Genomic DNA, 20,811 nt, shown 5'->3' on the forward strand with positions numbered 1-20,811 from the left:
TGGTTTGCAGCATCATGATAATTTTAATCGAATGCATGAATATCATTTGCATTCATATATTTGGTAATACCAGCATCGATAATTGGTATTACCACAAGAATGAGGTGTTACTTGCCATGAAGAAGCGTTCTTCTGAAAGGATTAAACAACAAATCATCCAATCCATTCTACAAGGAAAATTAGGCATTCATGAATCCATTCCATCTGAAAGAGATTTATCATCACTCTATAGTGTAGGTAGACCAACAATTAGAGAGGCTTTGCAACGATTAGAGCGGGATGGCTGGATCATTTTTCAAAAAGGAATGCCAGCCACGATAAATGATTATTGGAAACAAGGTAACTTAATGACGATCGTCAATATCCTTCAACTGCAAGACGAAATTCCTGATGAGTTTATCGTGTATATGCTTGAACTTAGGATTTCTCTAACTCCAACATATATAAAAGATGCGGTTAATCATAACCGAGTAAAACTAATATCTTTGTTTTCATCTCTGGATGAATTGAAAGATGAACCAGATTCATATGCCATTTTTGATTTTAATTTACAGCAAGATATTGCTCAGTTATCTCCTAACCCAATCTATCGCCTGATTTTAAATAGCTTTAAAGATGTTTATTACAGAATGGCACTCAAATATTTCAATGATTCTTACTCTCGATCTTTTTCTAAACAATATTACGAAGCACTTTTGGAATCGATATTAACCGGTGACATTGAAGGAACTGAAAAGATAACACAAACTATGATGGAAGATAGTCTAGATCTTTGGAAGAAAAAGATGAATGGAGGAAGGAATAATGAAGAGTAAAGGGATGTATCGAGATTTTTTCTTACATTTTGATATTTTAGTTATGATAATTATTTTCTTCCTAATTATCAGCTTCTTATTTACGATGAGCCTTACGACAAAAGTTCTACTTTTCTTTCCACTTGGTATTTTGATTTACATGTTTAGCGAATATCTCACCCATCGTTTTTTCTTTCATATTAAAGCACCTAGAAATACATTTTTGTTCAAATTAATAAAAAGATTACACTATGATCATCATAAAAAGCCCAATGAATTAAAGTTATTATTCTTGCCAATTTGGTATAGCGTTCCTAGCCTCTTTCTTTTATCCACTCTCCTTTTTCTTCTCACACAATCAATCGAGCACACCTTGTCTTTTTCAATCGGTCTTTTATTTATGTTTTTTGTCTATGAATGGAAACATTATGTGGCTCACCGTCCGCTGAAGCCGAAAACCAAGTTTGGCAGATGGATTAAAAAGACACATACCTTGCATCATTATAAAAACGAAAACTATTGGTACGGCGTTTCAACTCCCTTTATCGATGTATTATTTGGGACTTTAAAGGATGAAAAAGAGGTTGAATTAAGTGATACTGCTAAAGACTTAGAAAAGAGAAATAAAGAGTGAATAGAAAAAGTCCAATTAAGCTTTGCCTTTAATTGGACTTCGTTTCTGTTACTCAAGAATTCAACTGAATCTCTTTTAACTTTTGACGCTGCTCATCTGGCCACCATGCTCCGCAATCATCAGAGACTACACATACCGAACATTTTTCAAGATCATATACTTTCATACCACTTATTGGTGGTGAATAAAGGTGAAGTGTGACGAGATCGGTATTTTCTTCAGCCATCATCTTATGGATGCCTTTTTTGGGTGCGAAAAAAATTTTATCTTTAGCATGAGTCGTTCTAAATAATTCAGAAGGTAGCCCATTTTCACCGATCTCATAAACAGTATTTTCGGAAGAACCATTAAGCACTTTGATCCAACCATGAGAAGAACCGTGATCATGTGGGGCACACTCTAATTGAGACCAATTCATTACCAATAATTCTACGTTTTCGTTCTGATATAAAAGTTTTCTATAATACGGTTTACTCTCTGAGGTTTTCAGTTCTTTTTTGACATCCTCGAGGTCTATATTTAAAGAAATGAGTGCTGTCTTGAGTTCTTCTTTCGAAGGATCTCTCAATGAATCCAGTATGTTCATTGACTTTATAATCATTTTCAACTTGTTACCTCCTTTTATTGATTATTTAAATTGAAAGAGAGCATAGAACCACTTTTATTGTATGAACATGTACTTGTCACTTATGTAAAAGTAAAATGATCCGCGGGAATAAAAAGTCGCCTAGCAAGAGGTAGGCGATTAAAAGGATTACAAGTATTAAAACAACGGATTTTGACGCACATCTATCCAAAGGTCAGATTGTTCAAGTTCTCCAGCCATTTGCAGTAACAAACTCTCCTGACCTCTAGCTGCCATGAACTGCACGCCGATCGGTAGTCCCTCTTCTGTAAGATGAAGGGGAACACTCATAGCCGGTTGTCCAGTTAGATTCGCCAACTGAGTGAAAGGAGTTCGAGCCAGATTTTTTCGAGCAATCTGATCAACGAGTCCCGCCTTTTTCAATAAGCCTCCTAACCCGATTTGACCGACAGTACGTATAAGAAATCGTTCTGAAGTGGTTGGCTGAAGCTCTCCAATCTTAGCCGGAGGAGAGGCAGTGGTTGGCGTAATATAAAGATCGTAAGTTTCATGAAAGGTCTCCATCTGTAATGCTGCTTTGTCCCATTCTCTTATACTGAGTACAAATTCTTCTGCTGAAGTTGCTTTTCCGAGCAACCCAAGCAGCCAAGTAGAAGGTTCTACATCCTTGTAGGTTGCTTTCCGACCTAGAATACTTTCCAGTGACGTTATAGTGGCAGCAGTTTCTCCAAAATACATCATGAGATAACTCTTCACTAACTTTTGTCCGTCAACAGGTGCATCAACTTCTTCCACGTCGTGTCCCATTGACTGTAATAATTTTGCAGACTTTATAACAGCATCTCTACATTCAGGATGAACTTCAGTACCTATCGGAGATGAGACAGAATAAGCAATTCTTAACGTTCGATTTAGTGGGGTGCTAGCTGAGTTAAGGAAACTTCCTTCAAATCTCGGCGTATGAAAGGCACCTGCTTTTTCATGGCCCTGCAATTGATCGAGCATCGCTGCACTATCTCTAACGGTTCGTGTTATGACGTGTTCAGCTGATGCTCCTTGCCATGAGCGGCCTAGATTAGGTCCGACTGGGGTTCTGCCTCTTGTTGGTTTTAATCCAAACAAGCCACAATAGGAGGCAGGAATCCGGATAGAACCTCCACCGTCATTCGCTCCAGCAAAAGGTACCATACCAGAAGCGACTGCAGCAGCTGAGCCCCCACTTGACCCTCCTGGCGTATGGTTTAAATTCCACGGATTGCGTGTTGGTCCATATTGGACAGGTTCTGTATAAGCGACTAATGCAAACTCCGGTACGTTTGTTTGTCCGAGAAATAAAACACCTGCTTTTCTTAACTTCCGCACATATTCAGAATCCGTTTTTGCTCGGTAAGAAAGAAAAGCTTTAGAGCCTGCAGTAATTGGCTCACCTTCCACCTCTTGAGAAATATTCTTCAATAGAGTTGGTACACCAGCAAAGAGTCCACTTTGTTCATTTGCGGTCATCACTCGCGCCTTTTCATACATCATGTTAATAACAGCATTGATTTTCGGATTTAAAGTATCAATTCTTTTAATGGACTCTTCAACTAATTCAATGGGCTGAACTTCTTTTTTTCTAACCAACTCAGCAAGTCCTAACCCATCATAGTCTTTGTACTTGAATCCTTTCATCTATTTCACTCCTAAAACTTTGATGAGAATGCTATACAATCATTGTTTAATAGAATTTATGCACCTCATGGAAATGAAGTCATGTCATGATTTTCGTTCATTACCCCTTTTGAAATTGCCGGTTATTTTAGCCATAATTAACTGTTCTGCCATTTCACTTTCAGCTGTTCGTATTCGATTTAAAAACTTTTCAGCTTCTTTTCCTTTAAGAATTTTTACTTGTCTACCGTAATAATCTAAAAATACGTTATGATCTTTTGTTTCTCGGTAACTAAAAGGTTTTTCTTCCAACCGGTTTCTTTTATCAATATGTTCCATATTCTCGTCTCCTGCTTACGTTCTACTATTTACATTTCTTTCTTTGTGTAATACATGTATTTTTCCACATACACGTTCATTTGTCCTTCTAAATAGGAATACGTTTATCATTAGTGTAAAACCAGATCACAAAAAAGACATTTCTTAAAGATTATAGAAATGTCTTTTTTCATATATTCTATTTAATTCGATTCAATACCAGGGGTCGTATCAATCTTTAACCTTTCTACAATTCTTCTTTTTTGATAAAGCATTGTTCCTGTTTCTGCAAGATCATTGATCATGGAACGATTCGCGAAAGCTCCAAAGATAATCCCTGCAATGGGTACCATCTGAAAAAGCTTTTTCCAGCCAAATGACTCTGTAAATGTTAATGTGACTTCGCGCCAACCTTGAATTTGAGAAATAACTTCTCTTGATTTCATCTCGTCCTCACTAATTGCCGCAAGATCATTAAGAATCGCTTCTTTACCTACATAATCAGACGTAGAGAACTGAAGGCATTTAAGGATATAGACTCGTTCTTCTTTATCGTTTGGATCATAACCGTGTATGATCGCGATTTCTTGTAAGGTCTTTAAAGAGATTGCTAAGATAGCAGGTATATCAATGGCTAATGTGAAGATACCTCCAATTCCAGTACTGGCTCCTTGAAGGGTTGCTGCACTTTTTCGTTTGTTTGCTAACTCCAAAGAAACGTTCTTCATTTCTTCTAAAGGTATTGTTTTAAAGTCTGCTAACTCTACTATCGTTCTACCTGTTTGTTTTTCGAAGAACTGAAATACAGATTTCTCTTTAGATAGATATTGACCACCGTTTTGTATGTAACCACCAATTTCATCGAGAAGTGTCCCAATTTTATTTTGAATAAACTTAGGTGTCACTTTATCTAGCAGCTTGAACGGCAGCCGAGTGATTCGCTCCCAGAACCACAAGCCTTTTTGATCTTTCTCCCATTTCTCGATCTGTTGAAGTTCTTTTAATAAATACTCTTTTGATTCCATAGTCCTTCATCCCATCTATATTTTCATACCTATTGTACGCTTTGTGCTGATTTTAGTTTCAACACATGAAAAACCGTCTAGAATTAAATTCTAGACGGTACTTCTATCCAAAATATTATTGTAAAGTTTTTAAGGATTCGCGAATAAAAGCTGGAATGTCATCTGGTTGACGACTTGTTACTAGATTGCCTCCACACACTACTACTTCTTCATCCTTTACTGTTGCTCCGGCATTCTTCAAATCAACATGAATGGACTTATACCCTGTAATGTGTCTGCCATTTAGAACCTCTGCAGAAATCAAGAGCTGCGGTCCATGACAGATTGCAAATACAGGCTTTCCTTCGTCAGCAAAATGCTTCGTAAACTGAATGAATTGATAATCACCTCTTAAGATATCAGGCGAGAATCCACCAGGAATGAAAAGCGCGTCATAATCTTCAGGTGACACTTCCGAAATTGAAGCATTGGTTGTTACTTGTGCTTCTTTTTGTTTGCCTTCAAGTGTTGCACCTTTTTCTGAGCCGATAACGGTTACCTCATGGCCAGCTTCACGAAACGCTTTTGCTGGTTCCGTATATTCTACATCTTCAAACATGTTTGCGAGTACTGTTGCAATTTTAGCCATTCTTTAACCACTCCTCAATTTTGTGTGTACATTTGTTGTATTACCATTGAGGAAGTATATTAAACCCCTTTTTAAATTCTTGCTTTAAAACAAGGACACGATATATAGATGAATCATTAATACAGCGGCTATTAAACCAAGTAACGAGGCTATGTTTGTTTCCGTTTTTGAACCTGTTTTTGTGTAGAATGGAAAACGAAAACGAATGGGCAGTGGATACAGAAGCTGAATACCTCTCGATGTTGCAGCATCCAAAACGAGATGTGAAAGTACTCCGACTACCAAGCCGATGCTTAGAGTTTCTTCAAATCGCCAGTCTATCCATTGTGGCAATAAACATAATAATAATATCATAATCCAACTATGAGTTATCGTACGATGACCAAATGTCTTAGAAATCGTTTTTGAAAGAAAAACCGTTTTCTTACCTAAATATGATCCTGGATGGCAAAGGTCAGGAAGCAAACTGCCTAGAACAGCCGCACCGAAAAAAGTCAGCTCATGCTGCAGAGTCTCCGGAGGCACATCGGTAAATGCTTTATAAGCAGCCCCTGCTACAACGCCTCCAAGTAAATGTGTGTTGCTCTTCATGTTATGAATCTCTCATTTCTCTGGTTGTGTACTTTTCCAATTAATCTTTCCTTCTCTTTACAAACAAATAATAGCTCTAATCGTTTTTCTTTTATTTCTTCATTGAAAAAGGTGATTGGAGTGAAAGGTGCGAGACTCCTGGGGGATCAGCGGGACAGGTGAGACACCTAATGACACAAAGTGTCGAGGTGGCTCACCGCACGCCCCCCGGAAAGCGAGCATCCTGGAACGGAAATCAACCACTTTCAAACTTCCAAGTTGTCAAACAAAAAAAGAAGAAAAGAGCAGCAAGAGCTACTCTTTTGATTGTTCAGTTGAAACCAATGATTTAATTCGAGTAATAGGACCAGTTTCACCTGTATCCACAACGAACGATCCATTGTTATATCGATCAGCTGGCTTATAGTTCGCTGGTGAAATCTTCTCAACTTTACCTGAACTTGTTTCTAAAACAAACTGTGTATCATCTGCAGTTATTAACTTCATTCCCACAATACGATGAGGATTTGATTTTAATTCTCTTACCATCACAAGTCCACGTTTCGCACGTGATGTTTTTTCAAATTCAGAGATCTTCATCTTTTTAAGCGCACCACGCTGTGTGGCAATAACAACTTGTGCTTTTTCTGGATCTTCTGGCAGCGCAAATCCGCTAACCACATGGTCACCAGCTTTCAAGTTAATTCCTTTAACTCCAGACGCTCTTTGTCCAACGATGGAGATTTCTTCCTCTGCAAACCATAGTCCCAATCCAAAATGAGTCGTAATGAAAACATCTTGCTCTCCGTTTGTTAATGAAACGTCTACGACTTCATCATCTGCTTTTAACTTAACAGCCATTAATGGACGGTTATATCGTGTTGCTTTATAAGATTTGAGTTCTGTTTTCTTAGCCATACCTTGCTTAGTAAAGAAGATAAGGTATTGATTTTCTGCAAACTCTTTTATTGGGTATGCTTTGATCAGTCTTTCATCTTTATCAAGTCCAACAAGACTTGCTAAGTGCTGCCCCATGTCTTTCCAACGAATCTCAGGCATCTCGTACACAGGTAGGTAAACGTAGTTTCCTTTGTTCGTGAACATGAGAAGCGTTTCTGTTGTGTTAAGCTGAGACGCCATGAGAAGAGAATCTGTATCCTTCATGCCTGGCGGTTCTCCGTTTGAAGCACTGTATGAACGAACGCTAGAGCGTTTTACATATCCATCTTCTGTAACAGTTACCATAACATCTTCGGACGGAATCATGACTTCCATGTCGATCTTGATCTCTTCAATTTCCGCTTCAATAATTGTACGGCGTGGATCAGCGTATTTCTTCTGAACCTCAGTCATCTCTTTTTTGATAACGTTAAACAGCTTCTTCTCACTGTCTAGTAAGGAACGAAGATACGTAATTTTTTTCGCTAATTCCTCAGCTTCCGATTGTAGCGTCGTAATATCTGTATTCGTTAAACGGTAAAGCTGCAACGTAACAATTGCTTCAGCTTGAGGTTCTGTAAACTGGAACTTTTCGATGATGTTGTCTTTTGCATTTCGTTTGTCTTTAGAAGCACGGATCGTTTCAATCACTTCGTCTAAGATGGAAATAGCTTTGATCAAACCTTCAACGATGTGTGAACGCTCTTCTGCTTTTCTTAGATCATATCGTGTTCTTCGAGTAACAACTTCTTTTTGATGCTGGATGTAAGAATGAAGAATTGCCTTCAAACCCATCAGCTTCGGTGTCTTGTTATGAATCGCTACCATGTTGTAGTTATAGGAGACTTGAAGATCGGTATTTTTAAAGAAATAGTTTAGAATTCCTTCTGCATTACCGTCCTTACGAAGCTCGATCACGATTCGTAGACCCGTGCGATCTGTCTCATCGCGTATCTCGGCGATACCATCTACTTTTTTATCTAAACGCAACTCATCCATGCGCTTAACGAGGTTCGCTTTGTTCACTTCAAAAGGAACTTCAGTAATGACGATCTGCTGACGACCGCCTTTTAAGCTCTCGATCTCTGTTTTTGCACGAATGATAAAGCGGCCTTTTCCAGTTTCAAACGCCTTCTTAATGCCATCAAGACCTTGAACGATTCCGCCTGTTGGGAAATCTGGCCCTTTGATCACGGTCATTAACTCTTCAAGAGAAACGTCGGGGTTATCGATCTGCATCGTAACCGCATCGATTACTTCACCTAGGTGATGTGGCGGAATATCTGTCGCATAACCTGCCGAGATCCCTGTTGATCCATTGACTAACAGGTTTGGGTAACGGCTTGGTAATACGACCGGCTCTTCGGTTGTATCATCAAAGTTTGGTGCGAATTCTACTGTTTCTTTATCAATGTCACGGAGCAGTTCAGAAGCGATTGCAGATAGTCTAGCTTCTGTATAACGCATCGCAGCTGCAGGGTCTCCATCAATACTACCGTTGTTACCGTGCATCTGAATCAGAACATTTCTTACTTTCCAGTCCTGACTCATACGAACCATTGCTTCATAAACGGAAGAATCACCATGTGGGTGATAGTTACCGATTACGTTACCGACCGTTTTTGCTGATTTTCTGTAAGGTTTTTCGTTCGTGTTTCCTTCTGCGAACATCGCATATAAAATACGGCGCTGAACGGGCTTCAGGCCGTCTCTTGCATCAGGTAATGCACGCTCCTGAATGATGTATTTACTGTATCTTCCGAAGCGGTCGCCGATTACGTCTTCTAACGGCAGCTCTCTAAATTTCTCAAGCAGTGACAATCTTTAAACCTCCTCAGAATGCTGACAAGTTCTCGTTATCTAGTATATTAGTTTCTTCGTTTATGCCAAACGCAACGTGTTCTTCGATCCACTTTCGTCGTGGTTCTACTTTATCTCCCATTAGGACAGATACACGTTTTTCAGCACGGGCAGCGTCATCAATTCTTACTCGGATCAAGGTACGTGTATCAGGATCCATCGTAGTTTCCCATAATTGGTCAGCATTCATCTCACCTAGACCTTTATAGCGCTGGATGATATAGCCTTTTCCGATCTTTTTCTGTGCTTCTCTAAGCTCGTCTTCATCCCAAGCATATTCGATGACTTCTTTCTTACCAGTCCCTTTACTTACTTTATAAAGTGGAGGAAGTGCGATGAACACTTTTCCTTCTTCAATAAGCGGTTTCATATAGCGATAGAAGAAAGTTAGTAATAGCACTTGGATATGGGCACCATCTGTATCTGCATCAGTCATGATTACGATCTTATCGTAGTTCACATCTTTTAATGTAAAATCAGAGCCCACTCCAGCTCCAATCGCATGAATGATCGTATTAATTTCTTCGTTCTTGAAGATGTCAGCAAGCTTAGCTTTTTCTGTGTTGATTACTTTTCCTCTTAGCGGAAGAATCGCCTGAAATTTACGGTCTCTTCCTTGCTTAGCCGATCCGCCTGCAGAATCACCTTCAACAAGATAAAGTTCATTTCGTTCAGGATTCTTTGATGTAGCTGGAGTTAATTTACCGCTTAACATCGAATCCTTACGTTTGTTCTTTTTACCGTTTCGAGCATCTTCACGTGCTTTTCGTGCTGCTTCACGTGCTTGTGCGGCTTTAATACTTTTACGGATGAGCATTTCACTAATTGCAGGATTTTCCTCTAGGAAATACGCCAGTTTAACCGCTACTACAGCATCTACAGCAGAACGTGCTTCACTTGTGCCTAACTTACTCTTCGTTTGCCCTTCAAATTGCAGAAATTCTTCTGGAATTCGAACGGAAACAACAGCTGTTAAACCTTCACGTATATCAGATCCGTCTAAGTTTTTATCTTTCTCTTTTAACATGTTCGTTTTTCGAGCGTATTCGTTAATACTTCGAGTGATCGCCGTTTTCGCACCCGATTCATGCGTTCCGCCGTCCTTAGTTCGAACGTTGTTTACGAACGATAATACGTTTTCTGCATAACCATCGTTATACTGAAACGCAAAATCTACTTCGATCTCATTTTGTATCCCCTCAAAACTCACAACCGTGTGAAGAGAGTCTTTATCTTCATTCAAGTATTTTACGAATGCTTCAAGACCTGTATCAAACTGAAACTCTTCTTTTTCACCGTTACGTCCATCTTCAAGTACGATCTTGATCCCTTTTAACAGGAATGCTGCTTCACGTAATCGTTCGCTTAATGTTTCATAGTTATAGTTGATCGTAGAAAACATGGTCGGGTCTGGTTTGAAATGGACGGTCGTTCCAGACTTACGTGTATTTCCGATCACTTCAAGAGTTGTTACAGGTTTACCGCCATTCTCAAAACGCTGACGATAGGTCTTGCCGTCACGGTGGATCGTTACTTCCAACCATTCAGATAAGGCGTTTACTACTGAAGCACCTACACCATGCAGGCCTCCAGATGTTTTGTATCCACCTTGACCAAACTTTCCTCCAGCGTGAAGAACTGTAAAAATAATTTCAGGAGTTGGTTTTCCAAGTTTGTGCATACCTGTAGGCATTCCGCGGCCATCATCAGATACCGACACACTATTGTCTTTGTGAATTTTCACATGTATGTAATCACCGAATCCGCCTAAAGCTTCATCAACAGCGTTATCTACAATTTCATATACGAGGTGATGCAAGCCTCTAGCATCCGTGCTTCCAATATACATACCTGGACGCTTTCGAACGGCTTCTAAACCTTCGAGCACCTGTATGGCATCATCGTTATACTCCATTAATGACTTATTACTAGCCAAGTTGTGTTGCTCCTTTCGCGTTGCTGCAGTACTACTATAATAGCAGAACGTTTGTTTCTATACTACTGTTGTCTGTATATTCTCCTCTTATTTCTCGGTATATCGACTGAAAACCTTTAGTGTCGAAAAGAATATTTTCTGATAAAAAAGTGACATGACTAGATAGCATGGGAAAACCACCCGTATAATTGCGGGTGGTTCATTACTACCGTATCATAGCATGTTCCACTTTAATGCACTTATCCATAATATAAGGAATCGTCGCACTTTGCAAAATCTCTTCTGCTTCTGCACTGTAAAGTCCTAGCTGTGCCCAAAAGAAACCAGCTTTAATTTTCGCTGCAGAACGAGCAACTTCCGGTAAATACTCACTGCGTCTAAATACATTGACAATATCAACATGGCCATCAATTTCTTCGAGCGTTGCAAATGCTTTTTGCCCTAAAACCTCTTTGACATTAGGATTTACGGGAATAATCTCGTAACCGGCACTCTGCATATATTCTGAAACCATATATGATGTACGAAAAGGTTGATCAGATAGACCGACTACAGCAATGCGTTTTCTTAATTTTAACAAGTTCTGGATATCTTGTGTCGTTGCAGCTCCCATCAATATTTCCTCCTAGTGTCTTTTTATATAGTTTTAGACAAAATCTGTACAAATGAAACATTTTCATAAAGAAAACTTGGGTCATGCCAAACTTTTCAGGACAGCGTTAGTTGAACTTATACGTTGATCATAAATTTTTTGTAATAATAAATGTCATCCTGAAAACAGGTTATACTTTCAGATTATGTAAAAAACCGGCATTCTCGATAAATACATTCGAGTCCGCCGGTAGGGTGTAATTAGTTCTCTAAGCGGTAAATATCACTGTATTTCTTTTCGAAATAAGCGATCAGATGATCTGGATTAAGTCCCTCACCTGTTACGTCTTTTAAGATTTCGATTGGTTTCTTCATCTTTCCATATTGGTGAACGTTCTTCGTTAACCATTCTTTGATCGGCAAGAGGGTGCCAGACTCCATAAGTGCATCAAATTCAGGAATATCCTTAAGCATTGCTTGTTTAAGCTGCGCTGCATAAATATACCCAAGAGCATAGGATGGGAAGTAACCAAAGCTTCCGCCTGACCAATGCACATCCTGAAGGACACCTTCTGCATCGTTCTTCGGCGTTACACCAATATACTCTTGCATTTTCTCATTCCAGATACGTGGAAGGTCTTTTACTTCGATCTCATCGTTAAACAAACCTTTTTCAATTTCATAACGAACAATAACATGAAGTGGGTATGTCATCTCATCAGCTTCGATACGAATGAGTGAAGGCTCAACCACGTTAATAGAACGATAGAATTCTTCTAGCTCTACACCGTTAAACTGTGAACCTGAAACAGTCTTAAGCATGTTGTACTGATTCTTCCAGAAACCAAAGTGACGACCTACAAAGTTCTCCCAGAACAGAGATTGAGACTCGTGAATGCCCATCGATGTACCTGTAGCAAGTGGTGTCCCAACTAACTCATTGGATATATTTTGCTCATAAAGTGCGTGACCGCCTTCATGGATGGTTCCGAAAACAGCCGTTCGGAAGTCATTTTCCATATATTTTGTCGTTACACGAACGTCTCCAGGATTCAATCCGATCGCAAACGGATGAACCGTTTCATCCAAACGACCAGAGTCAAAATCATAACCCATGTCTTTTAATACATGCAAACTGAATTCCTTTTGTTTTTCTTTCGGAAAATGTTCAAATAAAAACTTTGTATCAGGTTGCCCTGCTTCTGTTACTTTCTGAAGCAATGGTACGATTCGATCACGAAGTTTTGAGAACGTTTCATCTAAAATTTCAACCGTAACCCCTGGCTCATACATATCTAAGAGTGTATTGTACTTATTCCCTTCATATCCCCAATAGCCAATGAATTTCTTATTGAAATCAACAAGCTTTTCTAAATACGGTTGGAATAAGGAGAAATCATTCGCGTTTTTCGCTTCTTCCCATACTGATTCAGCTTTGGATTGAAGAATAACGTACTCTTTAAATTCTGCAGGAGGAATCTTAGCGTTACGCTCGTAATCTTTCTTTACTTCTTGGAGCGTCTTTTTCGTAACATCAGACAAAGAGTCCTGTACATCTAACTTAGAAAGTTCTTCGATATAATTCTTCATTTCTTCAGAAGTAGACATTGCAAATACATCAGATGATAATGTTCCGATTACTTCTGAACGTTGTTCGACACCCTTTTTAGGTGCGCCTGTGCGAAGGTCCCAATACATGAGTCCGATCGCTTCATTGATGTGAACCATTTTTTTTACATAATCTAAGAATTCTTTTTCAACAGTAACTTTTGTTTGTGTCATTACAATTCCATCCCTTCACGGTTTCATTGTTTCATTAAAAACATACCGTTATAAGAATTCGTGACGCAATAAAAAAGTCCTGCTGGTCGTTTTTATTTTTTCTAAAATTCTTCCTTGAATAGTTCTGCATACGCAGCAAAGGACGAATCAATATTGTTTACGTGACCAATCGATTGATGAAGAAGACTTTGAATTTCGGCTTTATGATGATCTTCCAGGTGTGGTTGTAGGTTCTGTAATGCCTTTTGAATGCTATCTAAATGGTTAAATTGAGAGTACATAGAAATAACCTGCCTTTAATTTAATGGATAGGCATAGTATGTACGCGTTTATAAGGTCTTTAAACTTTGTTTCAGTAATTGGTGGTGGTGAGGGTTTTATAAAGATTGAATCAATGTAGCAGCGAGTATGTGTAGTTTGGTTCATAATCCTTATTTCTTGTGTTTTTTGTATTAAAAAATCTTAAATATGTACGGTACGTGAAATTTTTTTAGTTTTATTGCTATTAGTCTTATGATTCTCATTAAAAAAAGCTGACTCAATCAAAAAAGTCAGCCTTCCTTATCGTTTTGGGCGATTGAATCCTAAAGTTTACTGCTTGAATCCAAAAATTTTATAGCTCAATCCACGAGTTTTGCGTCTCAATCCACAAATTATGGGCTTTTATCCGCGAGTCTACAATCTTCGACATTCTCTCGCGACTACCTACACCAATTATTCAAAACGCACTAATCAGCTCTGGTGCTGTCTAGGCGGACGTTTTCCAAAGTATTGATAATAGTCCGTCTTCAAATCTCCGTTATAAAGCTTACGTTTTTTTGTTGCTGAACGGCCATAATATTCTTCAAATTTTTCATTTGAAGTAATTACGTACACACTCCATGTATCATACGGTTTCATCGCCATACCTAGGTCACGATACATCTGTGCTACTTCTTCTCTCTCACCTAGTCGCTCTCCGTAAGGCGGGTTTGTAACAAGACATCCGTAATCTTTTCTGGTCGTAAAATCTCGTACTTGCATCTGTTTAAACGTGATAAAGTCTTCGAATCCAGCTTCGTTTGCATTGTTCTTAGATAGTTCGATCATCTTATGATCAATATCAGATCCTTGAATCTCAAGAGGAAGATCGTATTTCGCAACATCTTGAGCTTCTCCAACTGCCTCATACCAGACCTTTTTATCAATCCAGTTCCATTTTTCTGAAGCAAATTCACGATTTAGTCCTGGTGCGATGTTTTGTCCAATCATCGCAGCTTCAATCGGCAATGTTCCAGATCCACAGAAAGGATCTGCGAAAGGCTTATCAGGTGTCCAATTCGTTAGCATGATTAGAGCTGCAGCCATCGTTTCTTTAATCGGCGCACCTGAATGCAACTCACGGTATCCACGCTTGTGTAGACCTGTACCACTCGTATCTAGCGTTAATGTCGCAATATCTTTATGAATCGCAACCTCAATACGATACAAAGCTCCGTCCTCAGGAAACCACGTCTTACGGTTATAAGCTGTTTTCAAGTTATCAACTACTGCTTTTTTAACGATTGCTTGACAGTCAGATACAGAAAACAGTTTGGATTTAACAGATCGGCCGATTACAGGGAATTCCCCATCTTCAGGTATAAAATCAGCCCACGGAAGTGCTTTCGTTTGCTCGAAGAGTTCATCGAACGTCTCCACTTTAAACTCACCGACCACTAATTTTACGCGATCTGCCGTTCTTAGCCATAAGTTAGCTTTGACTAACGTCTTCTCATCACCATCAAAATAAACTTTACCGTTTTCAACTTTTACATTTTCAAAACCTAGAGCGCGAACTTCATTGGCTACGAGTGCTTCTAATCCCATAGCGGCTGTTGCTAGCAGTCGTAATTGTGTCATAATATGAACTCCTTAATTATCATCAATTCTTATGTTAATAAGTATACCCTTATTTAGCTGCACTTTTTTATGTAAATAGAAAAAGCCCCGGTAAACGGGGCCCTCATTCAGCTTTAATTTAGGTACCAATAACGTTCTGTAAGCCATGTTCTGTTCCTTAGTACTGCAAGCGGCTGGTAGCCTCGTACACCGGTGGTAATCATCTATCTACAAAAAGCCTTGGCTTCTTGTTCTCCCAATCGTTCAATTCCGAAATGGGAAACTCCCCTACCATAATTTGGGTTTCTCGCTCGTGGGGTTTACCGCGTTCCACTCCCTCTGTTTCCATCGGGACTACGTCACTGTGGCACTTTCAAGGTATTAACACCATATCATTAAGACTTAGGTGCGTTCCCTGCCGTTAGTTCAGTAAGCTTTATTCAAGCAAACCAATCTACCCTGGCTTATTTTTTGGCCAGGCACGATCATTACGGTCATCTCAGATCCGTGCGAGCATGGACTTTCCTCTAAACCTGAAAAATCAGATCCAGCGATTACCCGAACGCTATTGATTTAATTTTTAAAAGCAAGATTCATTATAGCATGCTGAATGTAATAAAACAAATGGATAATTACTGGAATCAATCGTACAGTTTACTGCCAAAAACATGTTTTTCCAAGTTAGACAAACGCTGAAGAATATCGGAGTTCGTCGTGCTTGAAGTTACTGCAGACATTCTGCGTGTTTGCTGATGATCAGTAGAATTTTGAGCTTCTTTACGCAGTCGATTGTTTTCTTGAACAACTGCATCATACTCTTTTTGAAAATTTTCATAATCCTTAATAATAAGATCTAAGAATTTGTCTACTTCGTCTTGATCATAGCCACGAAAGCCTTGTTTAAAGTCTTTTTCCAAAATTTCTTTCGCCGTTAAATGAAAACGCTGTTCACTCATGTGAATCACCTCACACAAAGATTCTAAAATTATTTTTTCACTACCTGACCTAAATGTCAATTTTTTTCGACTTTAGATTCATTTATTCATTACGATTGTATTGTTCCTCTTGTACAAGAACATCCAAGTCATAAGGAGTAATATAAAATATTTCGTACGAATTGTCCATTTCCTGCTTTTGTTTGGCTGCATCTAAATAATACTTCGGTGAACCGTCTTTTTCTTCGTCGTAAAGTAGCAAGACAGCATCGCTTTTTTGTACAAGAAACTGATTTTTAGCTCGAAGCTGTCCAGGCGACTCATAAGGCTTGCGGCTAACCGAATCAACAAAATCGGCACCAGCTAATATTTCATGATATTTTTCCTGAACATTTTCTTTCCAACGAGATTCTTGCTCTAAGAACGGCGTAAGAACAGCTAGCTTTAAATCAGAAAACTCTGTTTGAAGTTCAAATACCACTTCTGCAGCCCACATTTCTACACCAGGTTGCCCACTGATGATTACCCACTCTAACCCTTCATCCAGAAGTGAGACCAACTTTTGAGCAATTGCTTTCTTAATGTAGTATACCCCTTCGTGTTTATCACTAAAAATACCGAGTTCATGAGCTTTGTAGCCACTGACAAGCAGTGTTTGAAGCATGTTTAGAAAACCTCCTATTAATGAAAAACACCCGGCTCTGTCTATAGCCGGGGCTTCATTAAAAGTTTTGTGTTGTGTGACTGATTTGATTGCCAATCATTACTGTTAACCCGACGATCACAAAAAATAGAACAACAATCCACTGCTTCACTTACCATCTCTCCATAGCTTAAAATATATATTTCCCTATTCTTAATTTCGGTTATTGCGCGAAAACAATCGAACGTTCTAGAAAATTGACGAAAACTCAGTAGAATTATGAGTTTTTATGGCGTTTTTTGCGCTTACCCGGGCAATAAAAAAAGGGGGAATTTATTTTCTTAAGAACATTTTTATGTCCTCTTATATTCTACAAAAAACAAAGCCAATTGAGAAGAGATATTTTGCAAGAATTCATAAATTTGACGAATATTTACGAATATTGGATGACTCGCTGTTCTAATCGTTCGATTCTTCTCGCTAACGCTTGTTTTTCCTGTTCTTCTTTCCTTTTCGTTAACCGTTTTTTTTCCTTCCACCTGGAATAAGCCATTACTGCAAAGTAAAGAGCTTTTTCATAATCTTTTTGAATATGCTCATAATACTTAGAAAGCTCTATAGCCGGCTCTTCATCTAAATCATTCTCATCAAGTAACTCTAACCAATATCGAACAGAAACCTCAAGCCCATCTGACTTTTTGTATAGTGCGGCTAAAGATTTTTTTGATTGGGATGTTAGTGAAGTTCCTGTTTGCAGCACTTCCTGGTAGAGGGCCATCGCATGTTCTTTTTGGTTTAAGGCTTCAAACCATCTTGCTGATTCATATGTCTCTCTTTCAGTTCTAAAACCATTACCTGTTACAATCCCAGACATGTGTGTATAAAGAGTGATAAGAGAAAGAACATCCCACTCATTGTGTTGAAAAACACCTTCTAATAGAGTAGGATCACCTTCATTGCAATATTGAAAATACAGCATTGGCGCAAGATAACCAGGTGTATCATGTATTCGATTCACACCCAGCATCTCTTTTTCAACAACAGAGAGTTTTACAGCTGGTAACGTATCTTTCCAAAGCCTCCTCGCTCCGTGCAGCAGATCAAAGTGACCAAACTCTGGCAATGAAGGTACAAAATCACGAATTAAAGTGTGCCGCGTCTTCACTTGTGGCCAATCAAACGATTTTCCATTGTAGGTGACTAAGTTCCGGAGTTCCTTCACATGATTTAAGAAATAATGGTAAAGAGCCACTTCAGATCCTGGACCCGGCAAAAAGAATTGGTGGACTAAGACATGATCTCCTTTAATCTGACTCATTCCAAGCATAAAGATGGTATTTCCTGCTCCGCCACTCATACCTGTTGTCTCTGTATCAAAGAACAAGAGATCAGAAGCGTCAAGATTCTTGGCGTGTAGTGGGTGATCAGCATCAACATCTTGCCAATTCGATACAGCATTTAAAACATCAGAAAACCGATAACGTCCCCATTGGGTATCTATAGGGTATTTTACTTTTCGAACAATACAATAATCATCTTCGAAAAAATAAGCTGAAGCTCCAAACTTCTCCCAATAGTCCGCATGTTGAATTCTTTCACCAATGGAATCTTCTAAATTTCGCTTACTTTCAACAGGAGAATCAAAGACCGGGTTGACCATATGCTTTTTTAGTCGATTCAGCTTGTTTTTAATCGACATGTTCTGTCGCTCCTTTGATTTGAAAGATCAATTTTATAGCAAGATTCTTGCTGTTATTTCCTTCTTCTAACGTTCCCGTACAAGATGGACAGCCGCTTTCGCAAGGACATTTTTGAATCATAGCTAATGCCTGATCCAGAACCGTATCCCAAGAACCATACACCTTTTCACTAAGTCCTATTCCACCTGGATATCTGTCATAAATAAATATGGTAGGCTGTTGGTTATGAACCGCTTTAACCTGAGGGACAACGTGAAGATCGTTTGCATCACACATCACGAACAGTGGAGCAACATGACGCAAAACGTGTGCGATCCCAAGCAGGCCAGCCTCAAGCTTCTCATCACTTAACTCGTTATTTTCAAACGTTAGCCAAGTTGCAGATGTATGCAACTCTTCTTCCGGAAGATGAATCGGTCCTGAACCAATATTGTCATGTGTTTCGAATTTAATCTTTTTAAAGATGGTTGCCTTTGCTACTACCATCACATCACCATAGGCTTTAGCATTCTGTTCATGTGACGTTTCTTTATCTACTTCTAGTACATTCAAAGAAACAGCGAGGTTTGCGTCTGTAAAATAATCCACATCCACTTCACGAACAAAAGCTTTCTTTTCTTCGTAATCGAGCTTCTCAACCTGATATTGTGTACCTTGATGAAGGTAGATCGCTTCTTCGTGAAGAAGCGTCATCGAACTAAAGCGATCCATCTCACCGATCACTTTTACATCAGCCACATTACTTTGATCGATGATCACAACGTTTTCCTGAGAAGCAGAACGAAGTGAAATGTTATGCGCAGGAAAAGAATCGTTCATCCAATAAAAATGCTTCCCCCTCTTGTGCAACACTTGTTCATCTACTAAAAATTCTAGTACATCCTCGATCTCTTGATCACCAAATTTCTCCTTTTCTTGAAACGGCAACTCATACGATGCGCATTTCAAATGATCAACTAAAATAATCAGATTATCAGGATTCATCCGAGCAGACTCTGGAGATCGTTCAAAAAAGTAATCGGGATTCTGAATCACGTATTGATCAAGTGGAGAAGAGGAAGCCACCATGATCACAACACTCTCATCTTGTCGACGCCCCGCTCGCCCAGCTTGCTGCCATGCACTTGCGATCGATCCTGGATAACCAGTGAGAATACAAGCATGAAGCTGACCAATATCTACTCCTAATTCTAAAGCGTTTGTTGAAACAACTCCCATGATATCTCCATTACGAAGTCCTTTTTCGATAGCACGTCGTTGTTTAGGAAGATATCCGCCTCTATACCCTTGAATGGACTTCGTACCAAACTCTTTTTTTACGAGTTCTTGCAAATACGTAAGCAATATTTCCACTCGTACACGACTGCGTGCGAATACGATCGTTTGAATATGATTTTCCAAGAATAGCTTTGCTAGATTCCTGGCTTCAAGCGTAGCGCTTCGCCTTACGTTCAACGGTTTATTTACAACTGGCGGATTATAGAAAAGAAAATGCTTTCGACCCGCTGGTGCTCCATTGTTATTAATAAGCGTCATCGGATTTCCAGTGAGTTGCTCAGCCAGCTCTTTTGGATTCGCAATTGTTGCTGATGTACAGATAAAAATGGGATCACTGCCATAAAAATTGCAGATTCTCTTTAAACGGCGGATGACATTTGCCACATGGCTGCCGAATACACCTCGGTATGTATGTAGCTCATCTACCACCACATATTTCAGATTTTCAAACAGCGATACCCATTTTGTATGATGTGGAAGAACAGCTGCATGAAGCATATCTGGATTTGTCATAACGATGTTTCCCGCTTTTCTAACGACCTGTCGGATATTTGCTGGTGTATCTCCATCGTACGTATAGCTTTTTATATCTAATCCCATCTCATCGATCAGTTCGTTCATCTCTGACTTTTGATCTTGAGCGAGAGCTTTTGTTGGAAATAAATACAGAGCTCTTGCCTCAGGATTATTAGCGACCTCTTGCAGTACAGGAAGGTTATAACAAAGCGTTTTTCCTGAAGCTGTAGGTGTAACAGCTACAAAGCTTTCTCCGCGTAAAGCTGCTTCGTATGCAGATAACTGGTGAATATATAAGGAAGAAATCCCTCTTTTTAAAAGAGCGGATTGAATATTCGGATGCAAAGAGTCAGGAAGTGGCACAGAAACCGCTTCTCGTGGCTCGATTGTTTTCCAATGAACAATTTGGTTAGCTAGCTCTGGCTCTCTTAAAACGTCCATAACTTGTTGAATAGATTTTTTTCGAAACATAAATACCACCTCGCTACTATTTTAACGAATATTTGTTCGTAAAGAAACAAGGACTTAAACTGAAATGTTTAAGCCCTGTTTGAGATTTTTCAACA

18 protein-coding genes and 1 other RNA gene are annotated in these 20,811 nt (G+C 39.1%); 2 read left to right on the plus strand and 17 right to left on the minus strand.

The genetic code is table 11. The features are described 5' to 3' along the window. Nucleotides 1–116 precede the first annotated feature (116 nt). Both HU823_RS01850 and HU823_RS01855 read left to right on the plus strand, forming a co-directional pair. Nucleotides 117–815 (plus strand): GntR family transcriptional regulator, encoded by a 699-nt coding sequence (locus HU823_RS01850; RefSeq protein ID WP_144700267.1) that lies wholly within the window; start codon nt 117–119, stop codon nt 813–815. Further along, complete coding sequence (locus tag HU823_RS01855) at nt 805–1,428, plus strand: sterol desaturase family protein (protein ID WP_197220937.1); 624 nt, start codon at nt 805–807, stop codon at nt 1,426–1,428. Before HU823_RS01850 ends, HU823_RS01855 begins: the two co-directional genes overlap by 11 nt. A gap of 52 nt (nt 1,429–1,480) precedes the next feature. On the opposite strand, the gene HU823_RS01860 is transcribed toward HU823_RS01855, so the two are convergent. The 17 genes from HU823_RS01860 to HU823_RS01940 form a co-directional block, all read right to left on the minus strand. Then, complete coding sequence (locus HU823_RS01860) at nt 1,481–2,029, minus strand: cysteine dioxygenase (protein WP_197221362.1); 549 nt, start codon at nt 2,027–2,029, stop codon at nt 1,481–1,483. Between the two features lie 162 nt (nt 2,030–2,191). Next, nucleotides 2,192–3,685 (minus strand): amidase, encoded by a 1,494-nt coding sequence (locus tag HU823_RS01865; protein ID WP_144700263.1) that lies wholly within the window; start codon nt 3,683–3,685, stop codon nt 2,192–2,194. A gap of 84 nt (nt 3,686–3,769) precedes the next feature. Then, on the minus strand, nt 3,770–4,003 hold the full coding sequence (locus tag HU823_RS01870; protein WP_144700261.1) for a hypothetical protein: 234 nt from the start codon (nt 4,001–4,003) through the stop codon (nt 3,770–3,772). Between the two features lie 182 nt (nt 4,004–4,185). Continuing rightward, on the minus strand, nt 4,186–5,007 hold the full coding sequence (locus tag HU823_RS01875; protein ID WP_144700259.1) for an EcsC family protein: 822 nt from the start codon (nt 5,005–5,007) through the stop codon (nt 4,186–4,188). Between the two features lie 115 nt (nt 5,008–5,122). Next, nucleotides 5,123–5,635, minus strand: a complete 513-nt coding sequence (locus tag HU823_RS01880; RefSeq protein ID WP_197220938.1) for a type 1 glutamine amidotransferase domain-containing protein — start codon at nt 5,633–5,635, stop codon at nt 5,123–5,125. Nucleotides 5,636–5,719: 84 nt separating this feature from the next. Then, entirely contained in the window at nt 5,720–6,226 is a 507-nt protein-coding gene (locus HU823_RS01885; RefSeq protein ID WP_197220939.1) for a metal-dependent hydrolase, read from the minus strand. 294 nt (nt 6,227–6,520) lie between these two features. Continuing rightward, nucleotides 6,521–8,965: a DNA topoisomerase IV subunit A gene (gene parC / locus HU823_RS01890; RefSeq protein WP_144700251.1), complete on the minus strand. Its 2,445-nt coding sequence runs from the start codon at nt 8,963–8,965 to the stop codon at nt 6,521–6,523. A 13-nt stretch (nt 8,966–8,978) separates the two neighbouring features. Beyond that, nucleotides 8,979–10,919: a DNA topoisomerase IV subunit B gene (gene parE / locus HU823_RS01895; RefSeq protein ID WP_231607281.1), complete on the minus strand. Its 1,941-nt coding sequence runs from the start codon at nt 10,917–10,919 to the stop codon at nt 8,979–8,981. A gap of 226 nt (nt 10,920–11,145) precedes the next feature. After that, nucleotides 11,146–11,553: a CoA-binding protein gene (locus tag HU823_RS01900; RefSeq protein WP_144700249.1), complete on the minus strand. Its 408-nt coding sequence runs from the start codon at nt 11,551–11,553 to the stop codon at nt 11,146–11,148. A 239-nt stretch (nt 11,554–11,792) separates the two neighbouring features. After that, entirely contained in the window at nt 11,793–13,313 is a 1,521-nt protein-coding gene (locus HU823_RS01905) for a carboxypeptidase M32 (RefSeq protein ID WP_197220941.1), read from the minus strand. A 101-nt stretch (nt 13,314–13,414) separates the two neighbouring features. Beyond that, the gene (locus tag HU823_RS01910) at nt 13,415–13,594 is read right to left on the minus strand and encodes a hypothetical protein (protein WP_144700245.1); all 180 of its coding nucleotides are present in this window, start codon (nt 13,592–13,594) and stop codon (nt 13,415–13,417) included. 451 nt (nt 13,595–14,045) lie between these two features. Next, nucleotides 14,046–15,194 carry a THUMP domain-containing class I SAM-dependent RNA methyltransferase gene (locus HU823_RS01915; protein WP_137789390.1) on the minus strand — a complete coding sequence of 383 codons (1,149 nt, stop codon included), beginning with the start codon at nt 15,192–15,194 and terminating at the stop codon, nt 14,046–14,048. 134 nt (nt 15,195–15,328) lie between these two features. Next, nucleotides 15,329–15,739, minus strand: an RNA gene (gene rnpB / locus HU823_RS01920) — RNase P RNA component class B. Between the two features lie 75 nt (nt 15,740–15,814). Continuing rightward, the gene (gene gpsB, locus HU823_RS01925; protein ID WP_137789389.1) at nt 15,815–16,129 is read right to left on the minus strand and encodes a cell division regulator GpsB; all 315 of its coding nucleotides are present in this window, start codon (nt 16,127–16,129) and stop codon (nt 15,815–15,817) included. An 82-nt stretch (nt 16,130–16,211) separates the two neighbouring features. After that, nucleotides 16,212–16,772 (minus strand): DUF1273 domain-containing protein, encoded by a 561-nt coding sequence (locus HU823_RS01930; RefSeq protein ID WP_144700151.1) that lies wholly within the window; start codon nt 16,770–16,772, stop codon nt 16,212–16,214. 412 nt (nt 16,773–17,184) lie between these two features. After that, nucleotides 17,185–18,450, minus strand: a complete 1,266-nt coding sequence (locus HU823_RS01935) for a ribonuclease H-like domain-containing protein (RefSeq protein WP_197220942.1) — start codon at nt 18,448–18,450, stop codon at nt 17,185–17,187. Continuing rightward, nucleotides 18,440–20,716, minus strand: a complete 2,277-nt coding sequence (locus HU823_RS01940) for a DEAD/DEAH box helicase (protein WP_197220943.1) — start codon at nt 20,714–20,716, stop codon at nt 18,440–18,442. Before HU823_RS01940 ends, HU823_RS01935 begins: the two co-directional genes overlap by 11 nt. Nucleotides 20,717–20,811: the final 95 nt, after the last annotated feature.

The organism is Fictibacillus sp. 18YEL24 (assembly GCF_015903855.1).
GTDB classification, from domain to species: Bacteria; Bacillota; Bacilli; order Bacillales; family Fictibacillaceae; genus Fictibacillus; species Fictibacillus phosphorivorans_C.

What these genes read in the sequence shown, in the direction of transcription:
- HU823_RS01850 (WP_144700267.1), top strand. Translation starts at nt 117, where the DNA reads ATGAAGAAGCGTTCTTCTGAAAGGATTAAACAACAAATCATCCAATCC.
- HU823_RS01855 (WP_197220937.1), top strand. Translation starts at nt 805, where the DNA reads ATGAAGAGTAAAGGGATGTATCGAGATTTTTTCTTACATTTTGATATT.
- HU823_RS01860 (WP_197221362.1), bottom strand. Translation starts at nt 2,029, where the DNA reads ATGATTATAAAGTCAATGAACATACTGGATTCATTGAGAGATCCTTCG.
- HU823_RS01865 (WP_144700263.1), bottom strand. Translation starts at nt 3,685, where the DNA reads ATGAAAGGATTCAAGTACAAAGACTATGATGGGTTAGGACTTGCTGAG.
- HU823_RS01870 (WP_144700261.1), bottom strand. Translation starts at nt 4,003, where the DNA reads ATGGAACATATTGATAAAAGAAACCGGTTGGAAGAAAAACCTTTTAGT.
- HU823_RS01875 (WP_144700259.1), bottom strand. Translation starts at nt 5,007, where the DNA reads ATGGAATCAAAAGAGTATTTATTAAAAGAACTTCAACAGATCGAGAAA.
- HU823_RS01880 (WP_197220938.1), bottom strand. Translation starts at nt 5,635, where the DNA reads ATGGCTAAAATTGCAACAGTACTCGCAAACATGTTTGAAGATGTAGAA.
- HU823_RS01885 (WP_197220939.1), bottom strand. Translation starts at nt 6,226, where the DNA reads ATGAAGAGCAACACACATTTACTTGGAGGCGTTGTAGCAGGGGCTGCT.
- parE (WP_231607281.1), bottom strand. Translation starts at nt 10,919, where the DNA reads ATGGAGTATAACGATGATGCCATACAGGTGCTCGAAGGTTTAGAAGCC.
- HU823_RS01900 (WP_144700249.1), bottom strand. Translation starts at nt 11,553, where the DNA reads ATGGGAGCTGCAACGACACAAGATATCCAGAACTTGTTAAAATTAAGA.
- HU823_RS01905 (WP_197220941.1), bottom strand. Translation starts at nt 13,313, where the DNA reads ATGACACAAACAAAAGTTACTGTTGAAAAAGAATTCTTAGATTATGTA.
- HU823_RS01910 (WP_144700245.1), bottom strand. Translation starts at nt 13,594, where the DNA reads ATGTACTCTCAATTTAACCATTTAGATAGCATTCAAAAGGCATTACAG.
- HU823_RS01915 (WP_137789390.1), bottom strand. Translation starts at nt 15,194, where the DNA reads ATGACACAATTACGACTGCTAGCAACAGCCGCTATGGGATTAGAAGCA.
- gpsB (WP_137789389.1), bottom strand. Translation starts at nt 16,129, where the DNA reads ATGAGTGAACAGCGTTTTCATTTAACGGCGAAAGAAATTTTGGAAAAA.
- HU823_RS01930 (WP_144700151.1), bottom strand. Translation starts at nt 16,772, where the DNA reads ATGCTTCAAACACTGCTTGTCAGTGGCTACAAAGCTCATGAACTCGGT.
- HU823_RS01935 (WP_197220942.1), bottom strand. Translation starts at nt 18,450, where the DNA reads ATGTCGATTAAAAACAAGCTGAATCGACTAAAAAAGCATATGGTCAAC.
- HU823_RS01940 (WP_197220943.1), bottom strand. Translation starts at nt 20,716, where the DNA reads ATGTTTCGAAAAAAATCTATTCAACAAGTTATGGACGTTTTAAGAGAG.